This window comes from Methylobacterium endophyticum, assembly GCF_050591105.1.
Taxonomy (GTDB): domain Bacteria; phylum Pseudomonadota; class Alphaproteobacteria; order Rhizobiales; family Beijerinckiaceae; genus Methylobacterium.
Window position 1 is genome coordinate 12,393 of sequence record NZ_JBNHES010000012.1, and the last position, 19,045, is coordinate 31,437.

17 protein-coding genes and 1 pseudogene are annotated in these 19,045 nt (G+C 71.2%); 7 read left to right on the forward strand and 11 right to left on the reverse strand.

What is annotated here, in order from left to right; translation table 11 throughout:
• Positions 1-19: 19 nt before the first annotated feature.
• A pseudogene (locus ACP56T_RS14015) lies at positions 20-898 on the reverse strand (DUF4131 domain-containing protein); the annotation flags it as partial.
• A 154-nt stretch (positions 899-1,052) separates the two neighbouring features.
• On the opposite strand from ACP56T_RS14015, the gene gltX reads away from it, so the two are divergent.
• Positions 1,053-2,480 carry a glutamate--tRNA ligase gene (gltX, locus tag ACP56T_RS14020; RefSeq protein ID WP_430912744.1) on the forward strand — a complete coding sequence of 476 codons (1,428 nt, stop codon included), beginning with the start codon at positions 1,053-1,055 and terminating at the stop codon, positions 2,478-2,480.
• 215 nt (positions 2,481-2,695) lie between these two features.
• Entirely contained in the window at positions 2,696-3,985 is a 1,290-nt protein-coding gene (gene gltA / locus ACP56T_RS14025; RefSeq protein WP_430912745.1) for a citrate synthase, read from the forward strand.
• 310 nt (positions 3,986-4,295) lie between these two features.
• On the opposite strand, the gene fabB is transcribed toward gltA, so the two are convergent.
• Complete coding sequence (gene fabB / locus ACP56T_RS14030; protein WP_430912746.1) at positions 4,296-5,522, reverse strand: beta-ketoacyl-ACP synthase I; 1,227 nt, start codon at positions 5,520-5,522, stop codon at positions 4,296-4,298.
• A gap of 129 nt (positions 5,523-5,651) precedes the next feature.
• Complete coding sequence (gene fabA / locus ACP56T_RS14035) at positions 5,652-6,191, reverse strand: 3-hydroxyacyl-[acyl-carrier-protein] dehydratase FabA (protein ID WP_430912747.1); 540 nt, start codon at positions 6,189-6,191, stop codon at positions 5,652-5,654.
• A gap of 191 nt (positions 6,192-6,382) precedes the next feature.
• On the opposite strand from fabA, the gene ACP56T_RS14040 reads away from it, so the two are divergent.
• Both ACP56T_RS14040 and irr read left to right on the forward strand, forming a co-directional pair.
• Complete coding sequence (locus ACP56T_RS14040; protein WP_430912748.1) at positions 6,383-7,078, forward strand: YoaK family protein; 696 nt, start codon at positions 6,383-6,385, stop codon at positions 7,076-7,078.
• Positions 7,079-7,165: 87 nt separating this feature from the next.
• Complete coding sequence (gene irr, locus ACP56T_RS14045) at positions 7,166-7,681, forward strand: Fur family transcriptional regulator Irr (protein WP_430912749.1); 516 nt, start codon at positions 7,166-7,168, stop codon at positions 7,679-7,681.
• Positions 7,682-7,752: 71 nt separating this feature from the next.
• Here the strand turns inward: irr and ACP56T_RS14050 are convergent, their stop codons facing one another.
• Positions 7,753-8,301, reverse strand: a complete 549-nt coding sequence (locus tag ACP56T_RS14050; RefSeq protein WP_430912750.1) for an SH3 domain-containing protein — start codon at positions 8,299-8,301, stop codon at positions 7,753-7,755.
• A gap of 253 nt (positions 8,302-8,554) precedes the next feature.
• Here ACP56T_RS14050 and ACP56T_RS14055 point away from each other — a divergent pair, with 253 nt between their 5' ends.
• Both ACP56T_RS14055 and ACP56T_RS14060 read left to right on the forward strand, forming a co-directional pair.
• Positions 8,555-9,556: a 2-hydroxyacid dehydrogenase gene (locus tag ACP56T_RS14055; protein WP_430912751.1), complete on the forward strand. Its 1,002-nt coding sequence runs from the start codon at positions 8,555-8,557 to the stop codon at positions 9,554-9,556.
• An 8-nt stretch (positions 9,557-9,564) separates the two neighbouring features.
• The gene (locus tag ACP56T_RS14060) at positions 9,565-9,987 is read left to right on the forward strand and encodes a cupin domain-containing protein (RefSeq protein WP_430912752.1); all 423 of its coding nucleotides are present in this window, start codon (positions 9,565-9,567) and stop codon (positions 9,985-9,987) included.
• Between the two features lie 3 nt (positions 9,988-9,990).
• Here ACP56T_RS14060 and ACP56T_RS14065 read toward each other — a convergent pair whose 3' ends face one another.
• The 3 genes from ACP56T_RS14065 to ACP56T_RS14075 all read right to left on the reverse strand — a co-directional run bounded on the left by ACP56T_RS14065 (position 9,991) and on the right by ACP56T_RS14075 (position 13,002).
• Complete coding sequence (locus ACP56T_RS14065) at positions 9,991-10,644, reverse strand: cyclic nucleotide-binding domain-containing protein (protein ID WP_430912753.1); 654 nt, start codon at positions 10,642-10,644, stop codon at positions 9,991-9,993.
• 83 nt (positions 10,645-10,727) lie between these two features.
• Positions 10,728-12,035 carry a flavin monoamine oxidase family protein gene (locus ACP56T_RS14070; protein WP_430912754.1) on the reverse strand — a complete coding sequence of 436 codons (1,308 nt, stop codon included), beginning with the start codon at positions 12,033-12,035 and terminating at the stop codon, positions 10,728-10,730.
• A gap of 37 nt (positions 12,036-12,072) precedes the next feature.
• The gene (locus ACP56T_RS14075; RefSeq protein ID WP_430912755.1) at positions 12,073-13,002 is read right to left on the reverse strand and encodes a Kelch repeat-containing protein; all 930 of its coding nucleotides are present in this window, start codon (positions 13,000-13,002) and stop codon (positions 12,073-12,075) included.
• Between the two features lie 138 nt (positions 13,003-13,140).
• On the opposite strand from ACP56T_RS14075, the gene ACP56T_RS14080 reads away from it, so the two are divergent.
• The gene (locus ACP56T_RS14080) at positions 13,141-13,860 is read left to right on the forward strand and encodes a sulfate transporter family protein (protein WP_430912756.1); all 720 of its coding nucleotides are present in this window, start codon (positions 13,141-13,143) and stop codon (positions 13,858-13,860) included.
• Between the two features lie 7 nt (positions 13,861-13,867).
• Here the strand turns inward: ACP56T_RS14080 and ACP56T_RS14085 are convergent, their stop codons facing one another.
• The 4 genes from ACP56T_RS14085 to ACP56T_RS14100 all read right to left on the reverse strand — a co-directional run bounded on the left by ACP56T_RS14085 (position 13,868) and on the right by ACP56T_RS14100 (position 19,020).
• Positions 13,868-15,022 (reverse strand): complex I NDUFA9 subunit family protein, encoded by a 1,155-nt coding sequence (locus ACP56T_RS14085; RefSeq protein ID WP_430912757.1) that lies wholly within the window; start codon positions 15,020-15,022, stop codon positions 13,868-13,870.
• Positions 15,023-15,087: 65 nt separating this feature from the next.
• On the reverse strand, positions 15,088-16,743 hold the full coding sequence (locus tag ACP56T_RS14090) for an ABC transporter permease (protein ID WP_430912758.1): 1,656 nt from the start codon (positions 16,741-16,743) through the stop codon (positions 15,088-15,090).
• 40 nt (positions 16,744-16,783) lie between these two features.
• Positions 16,784-17,803 carry an extracellular solute-binding protein gene (locus ACP56T_RS14095; RefSeq protein WP_430912759.1) on the reverse strand — a complete coding sequence of 340 codons (1,020 nt, stop codon included), beginning with the start codon at positions 17,801-17,803 and terminating at the stop codon, positions 16,784-16,786.
• Positions 17,804-17,922: 119 nt separating this feature from the next.
• A complete protein-coding gene (locus ACP56T_RS14100; RefSeq protein ID WP_430912760.1) occupies positions 17,923-19,020 on the reverse strand; it encodes an ABC transporter ATP-binding protein in 1,098 nt (365 codons plus the stop codon).
• Between the last annotated feature and the right edge of the window lie 25 nt (positions 19,021-19,045).

A 19,045-nucleotide genomic window follows, 5' to 3' on the forward strand; every position in this document is an offset into this window, starting at 1 on the left:
GCCGGCCAACCCGCAACTGTGTGACGACGTGATAGATGCCCGCCGCGCGCAGCACCTCGTTGGTCTGCGGGGCGATCAGGCCGCGCTTGCCCGTGACCAGCGCGGCGGCGACGGCGCCGGCCTGCCCGCCATTGGCATCGGTGATGCGGCGGGTCAGGGCGTTGCGGGCCTCGTCCACCGCAGCCGCGATCCGCAAGGGAAGCGGCACGGGGACCGGCGGCGGCTTCACCTCGATGCGGCCGGTGAGCGATCCCACCGCGCCGATGCCCCGAAAATAGGCGTCGCGGGCGAAGTCGTAGCCGCCGGGCCGCGCCGGCTCGGGCGGCGGTAGCAGACGGGCGCTCGCGGTGACGAAGTCGCCCGGCCGCAGCGTTTGGGCCTTCTTGTAGGAGACCCGCACCCGCGTCGGCGCGGCATCCGGGGCGAGCCCGGCGAACGCCGTCACCCGCACGATCAGGCGCGCGCCCTGCTCCCGCTCGTCGAGGGCCTCGATGAAGCCGGAGAGCGGTCCGATGGTGGTGCGGGCGAGGATCGGGCTCGCGACCTGCGCGACGCGCCAGGCGCCCGCGAGGAAGCCGAGAAAGGCCGCGGCGAAGGCCAGCGCCACCGCCGCCGCTACGGGCCGCGCGCCGAGGAACGGCACGGCGGCCGCGCATCCGGCCGCCGCCAGGAGCGGCGCCCACAGCGCCGGCTCGCCGTCGGTGGCGGAGAAATAGGCCAGGATGCCCGCCCCGAAGGCGACGGCGAGCCAGGGAAACAGCCGCCGCTGCTCGGCCTCCCGCGCGAGGCCGCCGACGAACCATCGCCGGGCGACGGGCAGGATAGCAGCGGGAGAGCGCAGACCGAGAGCGGCGGGCCGGCGGATCGCGACGCTTCGACCGCTGCCGCCCTCCCCCATGCCGAATGCCTCCGTCGCGGCGGCGCCGGGCCGCACGAGGACTTGTTAACGCGTCATCGCGCGCATGCTACACGCCCGGCGGGCCGGGTCGAAGCATGGGGGGTCCCATGGGTCGGTCCCGGCACAGCCCTTCCACGAAATATTGCCCGGTTCGATGTCGTCAGCGGTCGTCACGCGCTTTGCCCCCTCGCCCACCGGCTACCTCCATATCGGCGGCGCCCGGACGGCCCTGTTCAACTGGCTCTACGCCCGCCGCTACGGCGGCCGGATGATGCTGCGCATCGAGGACACCGACCGCGAGCGCTCCACGCAGGGCGCCATCGACGCGATCCTCGACGGGATGTCCTGGCTCGGGCTCGATTGGGACGGGGACGTGGTCTACCAGTTCGCCCGCGCCGAGCGGCACCGCGAGGTGGCGCAGGCGCTGCTCGATTCGGGCAATGCCTATCGCTGCTACGCGACGCCGGACGAGCTCGCGCAGATGCGCGAGACGGCGCGGGCCGAAGGCAGGCCGCTGCGCTACGACGGTCGCTGGCGCGACCGCGACCCCTCCGACGCACCGGCCGGCGTCGCGCCGGCGATCCGCCTGCGGGCGCCCAGCGAGGGCGAGACCGTGGTGGAGGACGCGGTGCAGGGCCGCGTCGTCTGGCAGAACCGCGACCTCGACGACCTCGTTCTGCTGCGCTCGGACGGCAACCCGACCTACATGCTCGCCGTGGTGGTGGACGACCACGACATGGGCGTCACCCAGGTGATCCGCGGCGACGACCACCTCACCAACGCCGCCCGGCAGAGCCAGATCTTTTCAGCCCTCGGCTGGGAGGTGCCCAGGATGGCGCATATCCCGCTGATCCACGGGGCGGACGGGGCCAAGCTGTCGAAGCGCCACGGCGCGCTCGGCGTCGATGCCTATCGCGACCTCGGCTACCTGCCGGCGGCGCTGCGCAATTATCTGGTGCGGCTGGGCTGGAGCCACGGCGACCAGGAGGTCTTCTCCACCGAGGAGATGGTCGCGGCCTTCGATCTCAAGGCCATCGGCCGCTCGCCGGCGCGCTTCGATTTCGCCAAGCTCGAGAACCTCAACGGGCTCTATATCCGTGGCGCCAGCGATGCCGCGCTGGTCTCGGCGATCGAGCAGGTCGTCCCCTCCATCGGGGCCGAGCGCGGCCTCTCGGCGCCGCTGCCCCCGGCGCTGCGTGAGAAGCTGACGGCGGCGATGCCCGGCCTGAAGGAGCGGGCCAAGACCCTCGTCGAGCTCATCGACAGCGCCTACTACCTCTACGCGGCCCGCCCGCTGGCCCTCGACGCCAAGGCGGCCGCGCTGCTGACCGACGAGACGAAGGCCCGGCTCGGCGCCGTCATCGCCGAATTGGAGGCGCTGGAGACCTGGGACGCCGCCTCCACCGAGGGCGCCGTCCGCGCCTTCGCTGAGGCGAACGGGCTCAAGCTCGGGCTCGTCGCGCAGCCGTTGCGCGCCGCGCTCACCGGCCGTACGACCTCGCCGCCGGTCTTCGACGTGCTCGCCGTGCTCGGCCGGGAGGAGAGCCTGTCGCGGCTGCGCGATCAGGTCGGACAGGGCTGAGCCGCCGCCTCATCCCGAGCGGCCCGGATTCTGCTTGGCGTTCCTCGGCGGATGTCACCAGCCCCGTTGCTGGCGGTGCGCCGATCCGCTAACCCGATGCTCCTGTGAGCAACCGCAGCATTGCGCCGCCGTTCCGCTCCGAGCTTCGGGTCAGCGCCTCAAGGGGCCGCCCGGAGCGGGCGCCGTCCCGTTGCCAGAAAAGGGTCCACGACTCCATGAGCGCAGCCAGCACCATCACCGTGGACGGCAAGCAGGTCGAGCTTCCCGTCAAGGAAGGGACGATCGGCCCGAACGTCGTCGACATCGGCAAGCTCTACGCTCAGACCGGCGCCTTCACCTTCGATCCGGGCTTCACCTCCACCGCCTCCTGCGAATCGAAGATCACCTATATCGACGGCGACAAGGGCGTGCTGCTCTATCGCGGCTACCCGATCGAGCAGCTCGCCGAGAACGGCGACTTCCTCGAGACCTGCTACCTGATGCTGTTCGGCGAGCTGCCGACGCCCTCGCAGAAAGCGGATTTCGACTACCGGGTCACGCGCCACACCATGGTGCACGACCAGATGAACCGCTTCTTCCAGGGCTTCCGCCGCGACGCGCACCCGATGGCGGTGATGGTCGCCTGCGTCGGCGCGCTTTCGGCCTTCTATCACGACTCGACCGACATCTCGGACGAGAAGCAGCGCATGATCGCGTCCTTGCGCATGATCGCCAAGATGCCGACGCTGGCGGCGATGGCCTACAAGTACTCCATCGGCCAGCCCTTCGTGTATCCGAAGAACGACCTCGACTACACGTCGAACTTCCTGCGGATGTGCTACGCGGTTCCGTGCGAGGATTATCAGGTCAATCCGATCTTTGCGCGTGCGCTGGACAAGATCTTCATCCTACACGCCGACCACGAGCAGAACGCCTCGACCTCGACGGTGCGGCTGGCCGGCTCCTCGGGCGCCAACCCCTTCGCCTGCATCGCGGCCGGCATCGCCTGCCTCTGGGGCCCCGCCCATGGCGGCGCCAACGAGGCGGCGCTCAAGATGCTGATGGAGATCGGCAAGCCGGAGAACGTGAAGAAATACGTCGACAAGGCGAAGGACAAGAACGACCCCTTCCGCCTGATGGGCTTCGGCCACCGGGTCTACAAGAACTACGACCCGCGCGCGCGGATCATGCAGAAGACCACCCACGAGGTGCTCGGAGAGCTCGGCATCAAGGACGATCCGCTGCTCGAGGTCGCCATGCAGCTCGAGCAGATCGCCCTCAAGGACGACTACTTCGTCGAGAAGAAGCTCTACCCGAACATCGATTTCTATTCGGGCATCACCCTCAAGGCAATGGGCTTCCCGACCGATATGTTCACGGTGCTGTTCGCGGTGGCGCGCACCGTCGGCTGGATCGCGCAGTGGGCCGAGATGATCGAGGACCCGTCGCAGAAGATCGGCCGTCCTCGCCAGCTCTATATCGGCGCGGCCGAGCGCCAGTACGTCCCGATCGGCCAGCGCGGCTGATCTGAATGATCCGCGTCGGAGGTCGTCCGTCCGGCGCGGATTTCATGACAGGCATGGCGCTCGCGTTCGGCCGCCATGCCGAATGGGCAGCCCTTCGACGAAGCGCGCGCTAGAAGTAGCCGCCCGTCTGCCGGCAAGCGTCGTCGATCAGCGTCTGCTTGGCGTGGATGGCCGCCACGGTCACGACCGACAAGGTGGCGGCCGTCGCGAGAAGGACCGGCAACATGGCGCGCCTCCCGATGTTTCCGGGAGAACGCGGCTTCGGCCCGGCAGGTTCCTTTTGGAAGGTTCCTCCCGGCCGGGAACGGGCTCAGGCGTCGACGTGCTTGAGCACCAGGGTCGCGTTGGTGCCGCCGAAGCCGAACGAGTTCGAGAGCACATGCCCGAGCTGCGCGTCGTCGCGGCGCTCGCGCAGGATCGGCATGTCGGCGAAGGCCGGGTCGATCTCGTCGATATGGGCGCTCTCGCAGATGAAGCCGTTGTTCATCATCAGCAGCGAGTAGATCGCCTCCTGCACGCCGGTGGCGCCGAGCGAGTGGCCGGTCAGCGACTTCGTCGCCGAGATCGGCGGACAGGCATCGCCCCGGCCGAAGACCTCGCGGATCGCCTCGATCTCCTTGTCGTCGCCCACCGGCGTCGAGGTGGCGTGCGGGTTGATGTAGTCGATCCGCGCGCCCTTCAGGCCGGAGATCGCCTGCTTCATGCAGCGGATGGCGCCCTCGCCGGAGGGGGCGACCATATCGTAGCCGTCCGAGGTGGCGCCGTAGCCTGCGACCTCGCCATAGATGCGGGCGCCGCGCGCACGCGCGTGCTCCAGCTCCTCCAGCACCACCACGCCGGCGCCCCCCGCGATGACGAAACCGTCGCGGGCGGCATCGTAGGCGCGGGACGCCCGCGCGGGCGTTTCGTTGTACTTCGAGGACATGGCGCCCATCGCGTCGAACAGGACCGAGAGCGTCCAGTCGAGATCCTCGCAGCCGCCGGCGAAGATGATGTCCTGCCGGCCGCCCTGGATGATCTCGGCGGCGTTGCCGATGCAGTGGTTCGAGGTCGCGCAGGCCGACGAGATCGAATAGTTCACGCCCTTGATCTTGAACCAGGTCGCGAGCGTCGCCGAGGCGGTCGAGGACATCGCCTTCGGCACGGCGAAGGGGCCGACGCGCTTCGGGCCCTTCTCGACGGCGATGGCGGCCGAGTCCACGATGGTGCGGGTGGAGGGACCGCCCGAGCCCATGATGATGCCGGTGCGATCGTTGGAGACATCCCCGGCCTCGAGCCCCGCGTCCTGGATCGCCTGATCCATGGCGACGTGGTTCCAGGCGGTGCCACCGCCGTGGAAGCGCATGGCGCGGCGGTCCACGACGCCCTCGGGGTCGAGGCTCGGCCGGCCTTCCACCTGGCTGCGGAAGCCGTGCTCGGCGTAGGACGGCGAGCGCGCGATGCCCGACTTCGCCTCGCGCAGGGAGGCCAGGACCTCCTGGGTGTTGTTGCCGATGGATGAGACGATGCCCATCCCGGTGATGACGACACGGCGCATGAAAAAGATTTCTCCGCCCGGCCCGTGACGGCCGCGGCCGCAGCCGCGGGCGGCACCGGCCTCACGCAGGTTCACCTAAGCCCGACGCCGCCCAATCTCAACAGGCAGCTTTTCAGGAAGGACCGCCGCCTACGACTGGAACAGCGCCACGCGCAGGTCGTGCGCCTCGTAGATGCGCTTGCCGTCCGCCTCCACGGCGCCGTCCGCGATGCCGAGGACGAGCTTGCCCTGGCGCACCCGCTTGAGGTCGACGTGATAGGTCACGAGCTTGATGCTCGGCAGCACCTGATCGGTGAACTTCACCTCGCCGACGCCGAGCGCGCGGCCCTTGCCCGGCGAGCCGAGCCAGCCGAGATGGAAGCCGACGAGCTGCCAGAGCGCGTCGAGGCCGAGGCAGCCGGGCATCACCGGATCGCCCTTGAAGTGGCAGCCGAAGAACCAGAGGTCCGGCCGGATGTCGAACTCGGCCCGCACATGCCCCTTGCCGTGGGCGCCGCCCTCGCGGCCGATGGAGGTGATGCGGTCGAACATCAGCATCGGCGGCAGCGGGAGCTGCGCGTTGCCCGCGCCGAACAGATCTCCCCGGCCGCAGGCGAGGAGATCCTCGTAGGAGTAGCTCGACGCGCGCGGGGCGGCCTGTTCGGCGGTCTGGTCTTGATCTGGCGACATGAACGCGGATCGGTCCTCGAGGCTCGGGTTCCGGCGCGGGGCGCCCGGACGGATGCAGGCGCTTCGTTACCACAGGGCCGGAAGCCCTTCCAAGCGCCGCTCCGGCGCTCCCTTCGACCGCCGCCGCTTGCGGGCCAGAGCGGATATGCTAGCAGCCCGGCACACACGGCTTCCGGGATACGCGCGCCGACATGACTGCATCGCCCGCCCCTCGGTCGAGCAAGGCGGATCTCCGCGTGAGCACCGGGCTGAGCTTCGCCGCCGGATTCGTGGACACCGCCACCTTCATCGCCCTGTTCGGCCTGTTCACGGCGCATGTCACCGGCAACTTCGTGCTGATCGGCGCGGAGCTGGTGGCGTCCTCGACGGAAGGCGTGCTCGCCAAGCTGCTCGCCCTGCCGGCCTTCATCGCCGCGGTGGCGGCGGCCCGGCTGATCGCGCTGGCCCTCGAACGGCGGGGAATCGCCCCCTTGCGCTGGCTGCTTACGCTGGAGGCCGTGATGCTCGCGGCGTTCTGCGCCGCCGGCGTGGCGGGATCGCCCTTCGCGTCCGCCGACGGGCTTGCCGCGATCCTGACGGGGATGCTCGGCGTCCTCGCCATGGGGGTCCAGAACGCGGTGGCGCGGCTGTCCCTCTCGCATCTCGCCCAGACGACGGTGATGACCGGCAACGTTACCCAGGCCGTCATCGATACCGTCGATCTCCTGCGCGGCGCCCTGCCCGAGGGCTCCCCGGCCCGCGGCCGGCTCGGGCGGATGATGCCGGCGATCGCGGCCTTCGCGGCCGGGGCCGTGGCCGGCGCCTTCGGGGTGGCGGTGCTGTCGTTCTGGTGCCTGCTGCTCCCTGTCGCGCTGCTGGCCGCGCTGGCGGCATCGGAGGGCGCCTGAGCGCGCATACCGCTTCGGTTGCGGGACGCCGCACCCTTCCTTATAGTGTCCGGTGATCAAGTTGTTTGCGCGAGCGTAATCTCACCGATGTCCGATCTGGTGCCCCTGAAGGCCCTGCTGAACGCGCGGGCCCCCTCGATTGCCGGCGACGCCCTGTCGGCCGCCAACCGTCGCGGCTGCCCGCTGTCCGATCTGCGGGACCGGCTGCGCCGCTCGGGCCTGCGCCCCACGCGCCAGCGCCTCTCGCTCGGCTGGCTGCTGTTCGGCCGGGGGGACCGTCACCTGACGGCGGAAATGCTCTACGACGAAGCCGTGCGCGCCAAGGTGCCGGTGTCGCTCGCCACCGTCTACAACACCCTCCACCAGTTCACGGAAGCGGGGCTGCTGCGCCAGCTCGCCCTCGACGGGTCGAAGGCGTATTTCGACACCAACCCGAGCGAGCATCACCACTTCTTCCTCGAGGACGAGGGACAGGTGATGGACATGCCCGATTGTGGAATTACCGTCGACTCGCTGCCCGACGCGCCCGAGGGCATGGAGATCGCCGGCGTCGAGGTGATCGTGCGGCTGCGCCGCCGTCCGGGCTCCGTCCGCCAGAGCTGAACGCCGGAGCCGGACCTCGGCCCATGGAAGAGAATCACGAAAAAGGCCCGGTTCGCCGGGCCTTTTTCGTGTCAGTCGACTTTCTCGTTCGGGTAGACGCCCCACAGGCGATCCTGGCGGATATAGCCGTCGACGTCGCCGCGCTTGCCCGGCAGCGCCACGATCAGGCGGCACCAGCTTCCCGTACAGCTCTTGACGCTGCCGATGACGCCGGCCTGGAGGCGCGCCTCGTCGGCGGCGCTCTCGTCGGCCTTGGCGCGCAGCGGAATGTCCGCCGGGGCGTTGGCGCCCTTCACGGCAGTAACGACGGCGGTGCGGCGTCCCGACAGCAGCGAATGCAGGACCCAGCCTTCCGTGCCCTCGGAATCGCGGATGCGCCGCCAGGTCTCGAACTCGGCGACGATCTCGACGGGCAGCCCGGCCCGCTGAAAAACCCAGAGCGTGCGGTGGTCCTTCGAGGGCCCCTCGCGCAGGTTCACGCGGTCGGTCTTGAGGCTGGCATAGCGCGGCAGCGGCAGCTTCGTCGCCGGCCCGACCGCCGTCTCGGGAGGGCCGGCCGCCAGCGTGCCGGAGGAGAGGGCCGCGAGCATCGCGGCGGAAGCAAGGGTGAGAGCGCGCATCGTCCGCCTCCTGTCTCATCGCGCCGCGCCGATGCGGCGAGGCCGGCCGCGCGGGTGGCGATCCGGGCGGCCGGGTTTCGACCCGCGCCGCGTCCGCATTGTGTTCCACCCTCGCTCTGCTAGAGAGGCCGGGCGGTGCTTAGTCGGACCCGCGACGGCGCCGTTCCGGTCCTGTCTGGCCGAGAGTGGTTAACGGAGCCTGAAAGCCCGGTCGCCGCGCGGATACCGTGCGCGGGCTGTGGGAGAGAATGACATGTCGTTGAAGCGCAAGCCCCTCGTGGTTGTCACGCGGCGCCTGCCGGAGGCCGTCGAGGCGCGCATGCGCGAGCTGTTCGACACCCGTCTCAACCCGGACGACAAGCCCCTGTCGCAGGAGGCGCTCGCCGCCGCCATGCGGGAGGCGGACGTGCTCGTGCCGACGGTGACGGACAAGATCGATTCCGGGCTGCTCGCCCAAGCCGGCCCGAATCTGCGCCTGATCGCCAATTTCGGCAACGGCGTCGACCATATCGACGTCGGTGTCGCGCTGGAGCGCGGCATCACGGTCACGAACACGCCAGGCGTCCTCACCGAGGACACCGCCGACATGACCATGGCGCTGATCCTCGCCGTCGCCCGGCGCGTCGCCGAGGGCGCCCGCATCATCCCCGAGGACACCTGGGAGACCGGCTGGTCGCCGACCTGGATGCTGGGCCGCCGAATCACCGGCAAGCGCCTCGGCATCGTCGGCATGGGCCGCATCGGCCAGGCGCTGGCCCGCCGCGCCAAGGCGTTCGGCCTCCAGATCCACTACCACAACCGGCGCCGGGTTCCGGTGCCCATCGAGACGGGGCTCGACGCGACCTACTGGGAGAGCCTCGACCAGATGCTGGCGCGCGTCGACATCGTGTCGGTGAACTGCCCGCACACCCCCGCCACCTACCACCTGCTCTCGGCCCGCCGCCTCAAGCTCCTGAAGCCCGAGGCCATCGTCGTGAACACCGCGCGCGGCGAGGTCATCGACGAGAACGCGCTGGCCCGCCTGATCGAGTCGGGCGAGATCTCGGCCGCCGGGCTCGACGTGTTCGAGCAGGAGCCGGCGGTGAGCCCGCGCCTCGTCAAGCTCGCCCGCTCGGGCAAGATCGTGCTGCTGCCGCATATGGGCTCGGCTACGCACGAGAGCCGCGGCGACATGGGCGAGAAGGTCATCATCAACATCAAGACCTTCATGGATGGGCACCGTCCGCCGGATCGCATCCTGCCGAGCATGCTCTGAGGCACGCGATGAGCGCGAAACCCGAGACCGTCGCGCACGCCGTCTTCGACGTCGCCGAGGCGGTGGCCCGGCTGCCGGAAACGGCGGCGACCATGGTGGCGGATCACCGCTTCACCGAGGACGCGGCGGCGAGCGCGCGGGTGTTCCGGGTCTATGCCCCGACGCCCCCGCACACGCATTCCTCCTGCGACGAGTATCTCTACGTGCTCTCCGGCCGCTGCCGGATGAAGTTCGCCGACGAGCCCGCCGTCGAGGTCGGGCCGGGCAAGCTCGTCGTGTTCAAGCGCGACGTGGTCCACTCCGTGCCGGAGATCCTGGAGGAGCCGCTGGTCTTCCTCTCCATCGACACGCCGCGCCGCGAGCCGCGCGACATCCGCTTCGTCACGGACGGCACCGGCACGCCCGACAGCTTCATGCGGCAGGCGGATTGAGGCTCAGATCGCGTCCGGCTGCGCCTGGAGCCCGCCCTGCGGCTTCGGCGCGTGGCCGGCGCTCTGGAACAGCCGCTCGCTGGTGAGCTTGAGGAAATAGAAGCCGAATTCCGGGTTCTGGTAGTAGAGCTGCTTCACGTCCGAATATGGGATGCGCAGCGCCGTTCCCGGCTCGACGCAGACCAGCGAGCCGGTGCGCACGTTGCCCGGAGAGAGCAGCCCCAGCTCCCCGACGATGGCGCCGGCGCCGATCTCGATACCCGGCTCCAGGATGCGGAAACGCCCGCTCTGGACGTAGTACATGTCCGACGCCGGCTCGCCCTTGATGAAGATGGTCTGGCCCGACACGAATCGCGTCATCGTGCCGAAGGGCTTGAGCCAGTCGAGGGAGAGGTCGCCGCTCGCCGCCTTCTCCGTCTCGCGCACGAGCCGCAGCATCTGCCAGAGCCGCACCGCGTTGAACGGGATCTGGATCGCCTCGGTGAGCATCACCGGGATGCTGCCGATGCAGGCGCCGTAGGTGATGACCACCACGCTCGAAACCAGGGCCACGATGCGCAGCGGGATCATCGTGCTCATGGCCGACGAGGTGATGGTCAGCGCCGTCCCGAGATAGCCGATCGCCTCGACCCAGTTGATGCCTTCGAGCCAGCTCATGAGACCCCCTGCGGAGGCCACCCGGTTGCGCGATCGAAGCGGCGCAGGCAAGGCGTCCGGACGGCGCGCGCGGCCGGATTCCGCTAGGGTGTGCGGTTAAGGACGCGATCGGCCGCCGCGTCGGCGGCGCGGGCGCCCTCCTCGTAGGCGCCGCCGACCGTTCCCCACTGACGGTGCGAGAGCGCCTCGCCGGCAAACCAGATGCGTTCCCCGACGGGCTCCCTCAGCGCCGCCCGCGCCGGGGCATGGCCGGGCGGCACCACGGCCCAGGATCCCAACGACCAGGGATCGCGCCGCCACTGGCTGACGAGCGGAATCGAGAGGTCGCGCAAGCCCCGGCTTCCGACATGCTCCGCCAGAACGCGGCGCACCAACCGGCGCACCGCGTCTTCGTCGCCCCCGGTCGCGGCGATGGAGGGAGCGTCCAACTCGACATAGTGGAACGGCGTCCCGTCGATCCGCGTCAGCAGCCCCGGCGGCGCATGGCGCCCTCCGACGAGGCTCGCCAGCCTGTCCGCGCCGCGAAAGGGGCTCGACGGCCAATGCAGGACGGCATGCTCGTAGATGCCGTTCGAAAACCCGTCGATGGCCGCGCGGATTGAGGCCGGGAGCGGAGGATCGAAGCGGATGGCCTCCCGCAGGACCATCACCGGAGCGGTGACGATGACGGCGCGGGCGCTCACCGCCGCGCCGGCCGCCGTCTCCACGCGCACGCCCTCCCCCGTTCGGGCGACCCCGGCGACGGGGGTCGAGAGCGCCACCGGCAGGCCATGCGCGAGCCGGGCGAGATAGGCGCCGTAGCCGCCCGCGATGAAGAGGTTGTCGCCGTATTCCAGGCTCGGGAAATCGTGCAGCGACACCTCGCCGAGCGGCCGCCCCGAGACGAGGCCGTGCACCAGCGCCACCCGCGCCCGCCACGGGCCAAGGCCCGGCGGCAGCGCGTCGGCGGCGGGTCGATCCGGGCCGCCATCGCGGGCGGCGAGGGTCATCGCCCGGTCGGCGAGATCGAAGGCGCGCGCCGAGGCTCGCATCTCCTCCGGGCGCCCCGGCCGGCGGCCGACCCGGACATGACTGTCCTGAGGCGCCCGACGCAGGGGCTCGCCCCGCGCCCGGCCGAGCCGCACCAGCGGATTGATCGATCCGGCATGGAGCCAGTGCGCGCCGAGATCGACGGCATGCCCGCGCAGCCTCACCGTCACAGCCCGGCCGCCGACGCGGTCGCGCGCCTCGAGGACGGCGACGCTGAGCCCCCGCTCGAGCAGGCGGCGGGCGGCGCCGATCCCGGCCGCGCCCGCCCCGATCACCACGATGTCGGGATTCGCGGGCGGCGGCGCGAGGCGCGGGATCGAGGACGGCCGGAAGCGGGCATGGGCCGGCGGCTTGTCGGTCATGGGGCCTTCTGGGAAGATGCGTCGCGCGACGGTGGCCTCAGGGCGCCAGGATCTCGACGATGCCGGACCTGTCGCCGCCGGGCCTCGGGCTGCCGACGAGGGTATAGACCCTCCCGTCGAACACCGCCGCCCCGAAACCGTGCCGTGGGGTGGGCAGTTCCGGCAGGCCGCGCCATGTCCCCGCCGCAACGTCGAACGCCTCGACCTGCGGGAAGGTGCGCGTCTTCGATTCGCCGCCCATCACCAGCATCGTGCCGCCGAGAACCGCCGAGGCGCTGCCGCTGCGCGCGGTGGGCAGGTCGGCGGCCTTGCTCCAGGCGTTCGTTACCGGATCGTAGACCTCGGTCACGGCGAGGTTCCGGCCGGGATCGCCGTCGACGCGCCCGCCCGCCACCACGAGACGGCCCGCGACCGCCTGGACCGCGATGTGATCGCGCGGCGTCGGCAGCGGCGGGGCCTCGGTCCAGGTGTTCGTGCCCGGATCGTAGACCTCGTGCGCCGGATCGTTGCCGCGCCCGGACGTGCTGCCGCCGACGACATGGATGCGCTCGCCGACGAGCGCCGCGCCGCCTGCCGCGCGCGGCGTCGGCATGGGCGCGCGGGGCGTCCACGAATCGGTCCGGGGATCGTAGGCGTAGACGTTGCCGGCGACGGTCCAGCCGTCGCGATAGCCGCCGAAGACATAGACCAGACCGCCCGCAGCCGCCGCCATCGGATGATGTACCGGGTAAGGAAAGGGCGCGCCGCGTGTCCATGTGTTCCTAGAGAGGTCGTAGATCAGCAGGTCCGTCGCGCCGTTGTAGTCGCCGACGACGTAGGCACGGTCGCCGACCTGGGCCACGGCGACCTCGGAGCGCGGGTCCGGCGCCGTTTGGCCCGTCGTCCAGCGGCTCTGCGCGCGGGCGAACCCCGGCAGGGCGACCGCGCAGAGCAGACAGGCGAGGACGAGCGGGACGAGGCGGCGCATCGCGGACCTTCCGGCTGTGGCGAAGCATGGGCCGGGACAACGCCCCGGAGGCCGAAAGGTGACGCGCGTTCCGCCGTCCCGGTCTTGCGGGCGGGGCGCAGGCGCACCACAACCCCGGCGATAGGGAGACCGGCATCCATGCTCATCCAGGCGGCCTTCGCGGCCCTGCGGCAGGTTTTCTCGCCGGCGCTGCGCGCGATCCTGTGGAAGTCGCTGGCGCTGACCATCGGGCTGCTGGTGGCGATCTGGTTCGGGCTGACGCGCCTGATCCAGGTCGTGCAGTCGAGCCATCACATTTCGGCGGACTACCCGATCCTCGACACGCTGGCCTTCTTCCTCGCGGGCGCCGGCCTGTTCGTGGCGCTGGCCTACGTGATGCCGGCGGTCTCGATCCTGGTGGCGGGCTTCTTCCTCGACGACGCCGCGGAGATCGTCGAGCGCACGGACTTCCCCGAGGATCCGCCCGGCCGCGCCATGCCGCTCGGCACCAGCCTGATCTACGCGGTCCGCTTCGCCGGGCTGGCGCTGCTGGTGAACCTCGCGGCGCTGCTGGTGTTCTTCGTGCCGGTGGTGGGTCTGGTGGCCTTCTTCGGGGCGAACGCCTACCTGCTCAGCCGCGAATATTTCGAGATGGCGGCCGCCCGTTTCCGCCCCCTGTCCGAGGTCGGCGACCTGCGCCGGGCCAATGCGCCGACGACCCTCGTCGCCGGCTGCCTGCTCGCGGGGATGATGGTCGTGCCCGTGGTGAACCTGCTGACGCCGCTCTTCGGCATCGCCCTGATGGTGCATGTCCACAAGGGCATCGCCCGGCGCCTGCCCGTGGCCGACGCGCGGCCACGGGTGGAGCGGCTTCCCTGAGGTTTCCTTAAGCGCGGGTGCCCCAGCGGGCGCCCATGCGGCTCGGGCTCGCGGTGTCGGGGCCGATGGCGGGACCGCTCCAGCGCGGCGCATCGGACGCGGGAGCGGGCTCGGGCGCGATGGAGGCCGGAACCGCCTCCTCCGCCTCGGTGCCGCGCCCGGTGGAGAACTGGCCGGCCTTGCGGAAGCGCCAGAGGTAGCCCGGCACCACGGCTTCCGCCGCCGTCGGCACGATGCCGAGCCCTTCGAGGGTGCGGCCTTCCGCCTTTGCAGCCTCCGAGACGACGTTGTCGGACTGGAGCAGGACCACCTGATCGCGGGTGAGCTTCAGCTCGGCCGGGAGCAGGCCGAGGGTCAGCGTGTCGGCAATCTCCATGATGCGCGCCTGGAGCCGCGCCGCCGCCGGCGGCAGCGACACCACCGGACGGCTGCGGAAGGTCGTCTCCAGCACGTAGCGGACGAAATGCTCGAGCGTGCCGACCTCGGGGCCGCCGAGCTCGTACACGGTGCCGCCCTTGACCTTGCCGTCCACGGCGAGCGCCACCGCCTCGGCCACGTCGCCGACGAAGACGGGCTGGAAGCGGCTCTCGGCACCGGCCAGCGGCAGCACCGGCAGGGCGCGGGCGAGGCTCGCGAAGCGGTTGAAGAAACTGTCGCCAGGGCCGAAGACGAGGGAGGGCCGCACGATCACGGCGTCGGGCAGGGCGGCGAGCACGTTCGCCTCGCCCTGCGCCTTGGTGCGGGCATAGGCGGAGGGCGAGGACGCGTCCGCGCCGATGGCCGAAAGCTGCACCATCCGGGCGCCGGCCTCCGCCGCGGCCTTCGCGATCAGCCCGGCGCCGTCCGCCTGGAGCCGCGAGAAGCTCTGCGCCCCCGTCTGCTGGAGGATGCCGACGAGGTTGACCACCACGTCCGCGCCCTCGACGGCGTGGGTCACGGAGGCCGGGTAGCGCAGGTTCGCCTGCACGGCGACGATCTGGCCGACCTTGCCGAGCGGCTGGAGGAACAGCGCGAGATCGGGCCGGCGGCAGGCCACGCGGATCTGGTAGCCGCGCCGCGCCAGGGAGCGCACCACATGCCGGCCGAGGAAACCGGAGCCGCCGAACACGGTCACGAGCTGGGAAGCGGGCCTCTTGAGAGGCTGCGTGTCGAAGCCGGTCATCGCCTGTTGGGCCTTCTCGATCGTCGCTGCGATGCGGCAGCGTCGAGGGGCTGTTTAGACCAATTTCACGCAGAGGGGAGCCGTGCGCGCGACGGATTTCCCTCGCCGAAACGCATCAGCAGCGCCACGGGCAGCAATCCGATGAGCACGATGAGGAGCGCGGCCGCCGCGCCGTCCTCGTAGGTGCCGCGCGCCGCCTCCCCGTAGAGATGCGTCGCCAGTGTCTCGACGTTGAGGGGGCGCAGCAGCAGGGTGGCCGGCAGCTCCTTGGCGCAGTCGACGAAGACCAGGATCGCGCCGCTCAGCACCGCCGGCCACGCCTGCGGCAGTTGCACGCGCATCAGCCCGCCGAGGGGCCCGCGTCCGAGCATCCGCGCCGCGTCGGGCAGGCTCGCCGGGATCCGGGCGAGACCCGCCTCGCAGGCGCCGGACGAGACGCCGAGGAAGCGCACCACATAGGCCGTGACCAGCGCGCCGCCCGTCCCGAGACCGACGAGGGCCGGCGCGGCTCCGACCGTAGCCTCCAGCATCGCGGAGAGGCGACTGTCGGCGAAGGCGAGGGGCGCCAGGAGCCCGATGGCGAGCACCGCGCCGGGCAGTGCGTAGCCGAGGCCGGAGAGGCGCAGGAGAGCCGTCCCCGCGCGTCGGCCGACGAGCCGGGGGCTCGCCGCCACGAGGAAGCCGAGGACGCCGGCCGCCAGGGTCGCGGCTCCGGCATAGAGGACGGTGCCGGCGACCTCGGCGCCGAGGGTGGGCGGCAGCCCGGCGCGGGCGATGCGCGTCCAGGCGGAATGTCCGAGATAGGCGGCGGGCAGGACGAAGCCCAGCAGCACCGGCATCGATACGGCCGCCGCCGCCGCGAACCCGCGCCGCCGGTCGAGGCGCGTTCGCGGAAGCGGCCTCTGGCGCTGGGCCGAGCCGGAATATCCGCGCCGGCCCCGGCTCCACCGCTCCAGCGCGATCAGGGCCAGCACGACGACGAGGCTCGCCAGGGCGATCTGGGCGGCGCCCGCGAGATCGGAGCGGTTCACCCAGGTGGCGTAGACCTGCACGGTGAGCGTGCGCACGCCCAGGAACTCCGCCGCGCCGACGTCGTTCAGGGTCTCCATCAGGGCGAGACTCAGGCCCAGCGCGACGGCGGGCCGGGCGAGCGGCAGCGCCGCGCGCCGGAAGACGCGCGCCGGCGACGCGCCGAGCATGCGCGCCGCCTCCAGCAGCGTCGCCGCCTGCATGCGAAACAGCGCGCGGACCGGGAGATAGACATAGGGGTAGAGCACCAGCCCGAGCAGCAGCACGCAGCCCGGCAGCGAGCGGATATCCGGCAGCGGCAGGTCGCGCGGACGGCTCAGGCCGAGGAGGCCGCGCAGCGCCGTCTGGACGGGCCCCAGGGGATGCAGCAGGTCGAGATAGGCGAAGGCCACGATGTAGGTCGGCACGGCGAGCGGCAGCAGCAGCGCCACCTCGAACAGGCGCCGCCCCGGAAACTCGTAGGCCGCCACCAGCCAGGCGCAGCCGGTGCCGAGGACACCCGCGATCAGCGCCACGCCGAGGAGCAGCCCCGCCGTCTGCGCCAGGGCGTCGGGCAGCACGTATTCCGCCAGATGCGGCCACAGCTCGCCGGAGCCCTGAAGGGCCGAGATCGCCAGGGAGGCGACGGGGCTCAGCACCAGCCCGGCGAGTAGGACCGCGCCGAGGCTCCAGGCGACACGCGCGAGGGTCAAGGCCCGGTCCCGTCCGCGAACGGATCGCCCCGCGCCAAGCTCAGTTGTCGAACCCGACCTTGTCGACGAGCAGGCTCGCGGCCTTGCGGTTGCGCGCGATCTCGGCGAGCGGGGTCGGATCGATGGAGAGCGGCCCGAGGGCGGCGAGCAGCGGATCGACCGGCGCGCCGGCCTTCACCGGATACTCGTAATCCGTCCTGGCATAGAGGCCCTGCGCCTCGTCCGAGACGAGGTATTCGAGGAGCTTCACCGCTTCGTCGCGGTTGGGGGCGTTCTTGGCCACCGCAGCGCCCGAGACGTTCACATGGGTGCCGCCGCCCTCGAAGGTCGGGAGCACGACCTTGATCGCCTCGCCCCATTTCTGCTGCTCGGGGCCGCCGCGACCCGAGCGCATCAACCCGACATAGTAGGAGTTGCCGAGCCCCAGCTCGCAGGTCTCGGCGAGGATGTCGCGCGCCACATCGCGGTCGCCGCCAGCCGGCTTGCGGGCGAGGTTGGCCTTCACGCCGCGCAGCCACGCCTCGGTCTTCTCGGGCCCGTGCTTGACCAGGAAATGCGAGATCAGCGCCGTGTTGTAGGGGTGCTGGCCCGAGCGCAGGCAGAGCTGGCCCTTCCATTTCGGATCGGCGAGGTCCTCGTAGCGCAGCGCCGCGAGGGTCGCTTGGTCCTTGGCGTCGGCATAGGCGACGCGGGCGCGCGTCGAGAGCGCGAACCAGCGGCCCTCCGCGTCGCGCAGCGCCGCGGGCACCGCCGCGTCAAGGGTTGCCGAGCGCACGGGCTGTGCGAGCCCCCGGTCCACGATGTCGACGAGGTTGCCGATATCGACGGTCATCAGCACGTCGGCCTTGGCCCGTTCGCCCTCGGCGGCGACGCGCTCGGCGAGCCCCTTCTCCACGAAGACCGTGTTGACGGTGACGCCCGACTTCGCCGTGTAGGCGTCGAGCAGGGGCCGGATCAGGCCGGGCTCGCGGGTGGTGTAGAGGTTCACTTCCGCCGCGACCGCGCCCGAAGCACAAAGCGCGAGCCCGCACGCCGCCGCCGACCAACCCCGCCACACCATCGCCGAACCCTCCCAGAACGAGGGGCAGCAGAAGGCCGACACGGGGCCAAAAAGCAAGCGCCAAGTTATTGATTTATAATAGATAAAAACTGATCTGCCACAACGTTCGGGAGGGCGGTTTAATCCGCTGCGGAGGCGAAGATCAACGCCCCTCCGGCGTCGCAGACCAATTCGACCCGAGCGCCGGGCAGCGGACCTTCGTCGCAGCGGGCAGTCAGACGAAGGGGCTCGGCCAGCCCCTCGACGGCGATGTCGAGGCTGTCCGAGGCGCCCCGAAAACGACGGCGCAGGACGCTCCCGCCGATTCCCTCCCCCGGCGTCCCGAGCCGGATCGCCTCGGGCCGCAGGCCGACCGTCACCCGCGCACCCTCGGGGAAGCCCGGCGCGGGAAAGCGGCCGAGCGGCGTCTCGGCAAACCCGGCGGCGCAGCGGCCTTCCGCCTCGGCGAGATCGCCCAGGAACCGCGCGGCGAAGAGAGAGACGGGGCGCCGGTAGAGTTCCTCTCCCCTGCCCGCCTGCTCGATGCGCCCGGCCCGCATCAGGGCGATGCGGTCGCAGACGTCGAGCGCCTCGTCGGGATCGTGGGTGACGAGGAGCGCCGTCGCCCCCGCGGCGCGCAGCACGGCCAGGGTGTCGGCGCGGACGCGCTCCCGCATGCGGCGGTCGAGATTGGAGAAGGGCTCGTCGAGGAGCAGCACCAGCGGTCTCGGCGCCAGGGCGCGGGCGAGCGCCGTCCGCTGCGCCTCGCCTCCCGACAGGGTCTCGGGATAGGTCCCGGCCCGGTGCGAGAGCCCGACCTGGGCCAGCCGCTCGGCGACCACGGCATCGGCCCGCGCGCGGTCGCGGCCCGAGAGGCCGAAGCGGACGTTCTGCGCCACCGTCAGATGCGGGAACAGCGCGTAGTCCTGGAACATCAGCCCGACGCCGCGCGCCTCCGGCGGCACCTGCGGCCCGAGGAGGCGCCCGTCGAGGACGACCTCGCCGGCCGTGGCCGTCTCCAGCCCGGCGACGACCCTCAGCAGCGTGCTCTTGCCGCAGCCGGAATCGCCGAGCAGGCCGACGATCTCGCCATGCGCCACGTCGAGGCAGACCCCGTCGAGGGCCCGCACGGCGCCGAAGCGGCAGGACAGGTCACGCAGGGACAGGAGCGCCGGAGCGGCGCCACCGGCTGACTCCCGAGAGATCAAGGCATCTGTCGGCGGGACGGCGGCGGGCATGGACACGGCTCATAGCGAAAGGCCG

Bases quoted from the DNA above. Each gene is read 5' to 3' on its own strand.
- gltX (WP_430912744.1), top strand. From the start codon at position 1,053: ATGTCGTCAGCGGTCGTCACGCGCTTTGCCCCCTCGCCCACCGGCTAC.
- gltA (WP_430912745.1), top strand. From the start codon at position 2,696: ATGAGCGCAGCCAGCACCATCACCGTGGACGGCAAGCAGGTCGAGCTT.
- fabB (WP_430912746.1), bottom strand. From the start codon at position 5,522: ATGCGCCGTGTCGTCATCACCGGGATGGGCATCGTCTCATCCATCGGC.
- fabA (WP_430912747.1), bottom strand. From the start codon at position 6,191: ATGTCGCCAGATCAAGACCAGACCGCCGAACAGGCCGCCCCGCGCGCG.
- ACP56T_RS14040 (WP_430912748.1), top strand. From the start codon at position 6,383: ATGACTGCATCGCCCGCCCCTCGGTCGAGCAAGGCGGATCTCCGCGTG.
- irr (WP_430912749.1), top strand. From the start codon at position 7,166: ATGTCCGATCTGGTGCCCCTGAAGGCCCTGCTGAACGCGCGGGCCCCC.
- ACP56T_RS14050 (WP_430912750.1), bottom strand. From the start codon at position 8,301: ATGCGCGCTCTCACCCTTGCTTCCGCCGCGATGCTCGCGGCCCTCTCC.
- ACP56T_RS14055 (WP_430912751.1), top strand. From the start codon at position 8,555: ATGTCGTTGAAGCGCAAGCCCCTCGTGGTTGTCACGCGGCGCCTGCCG.
- ACP56T_RS14060 (WP_430912752.1), top strand. From the start codon at position 9,565: ATGAGCGCGAAACCCGAGACCGTCGCGCACGCCGTCTTCGACGTCGCC.
- ACP56T_RS14065 (WP_430912753.1), bottom strand. From the start codon at position 10,644: ATGAGCTGGCTCGAAGGCATCAACTGGGTCGAGGCGATCGGCTATCTC.
- ACP56T_RS14070 (WP_430912754.1), bottom strand. From the start codon at position 12,035: ATGACCGACAAGCCGCCGGCCCATGCCCGCTTCCGGCCGTCCTCGATC.
- ACP56T_RS14075 (WP_430912755.1), bottom strand. From the start codon at position 13,002: ATGCGCCGCCTCGTCCCGCTCGTCCTCGCCTGTCTGCTCTGCGCGGTC.
- ACP56T_RS14080 (WP_430912756.1), top strand. From the start codon at position 13,141: ATGCTCATCCAGGCGGCCTTCGCGGCCCTGCGGCAGGTTTTCTCGCCG.
- ACP56T_RS14085 (WP_430912757.1), bottom strand. From the start codon at position 15,022: ATGACCGGCTTCGACACGCAGCCTCTCAAGAGGCCCGCTTCCCAGCTC.
- ACP56T_RS14095 (WP_430912759.1), bottom strand. From the start codon at position 17,803: ATGGTGTGGCGGGGTTGGTCGGCGGCGGCGTGCGGGCTCGCGCTTTGT.
- ACP56T_RS14100 (WP_430912760.1), bottom strand. From the start codon at position 19,020: ATGCCCGCCGCCGTCCCGCCGACAGATGCCTTGATCTCTCGGGAGTCA.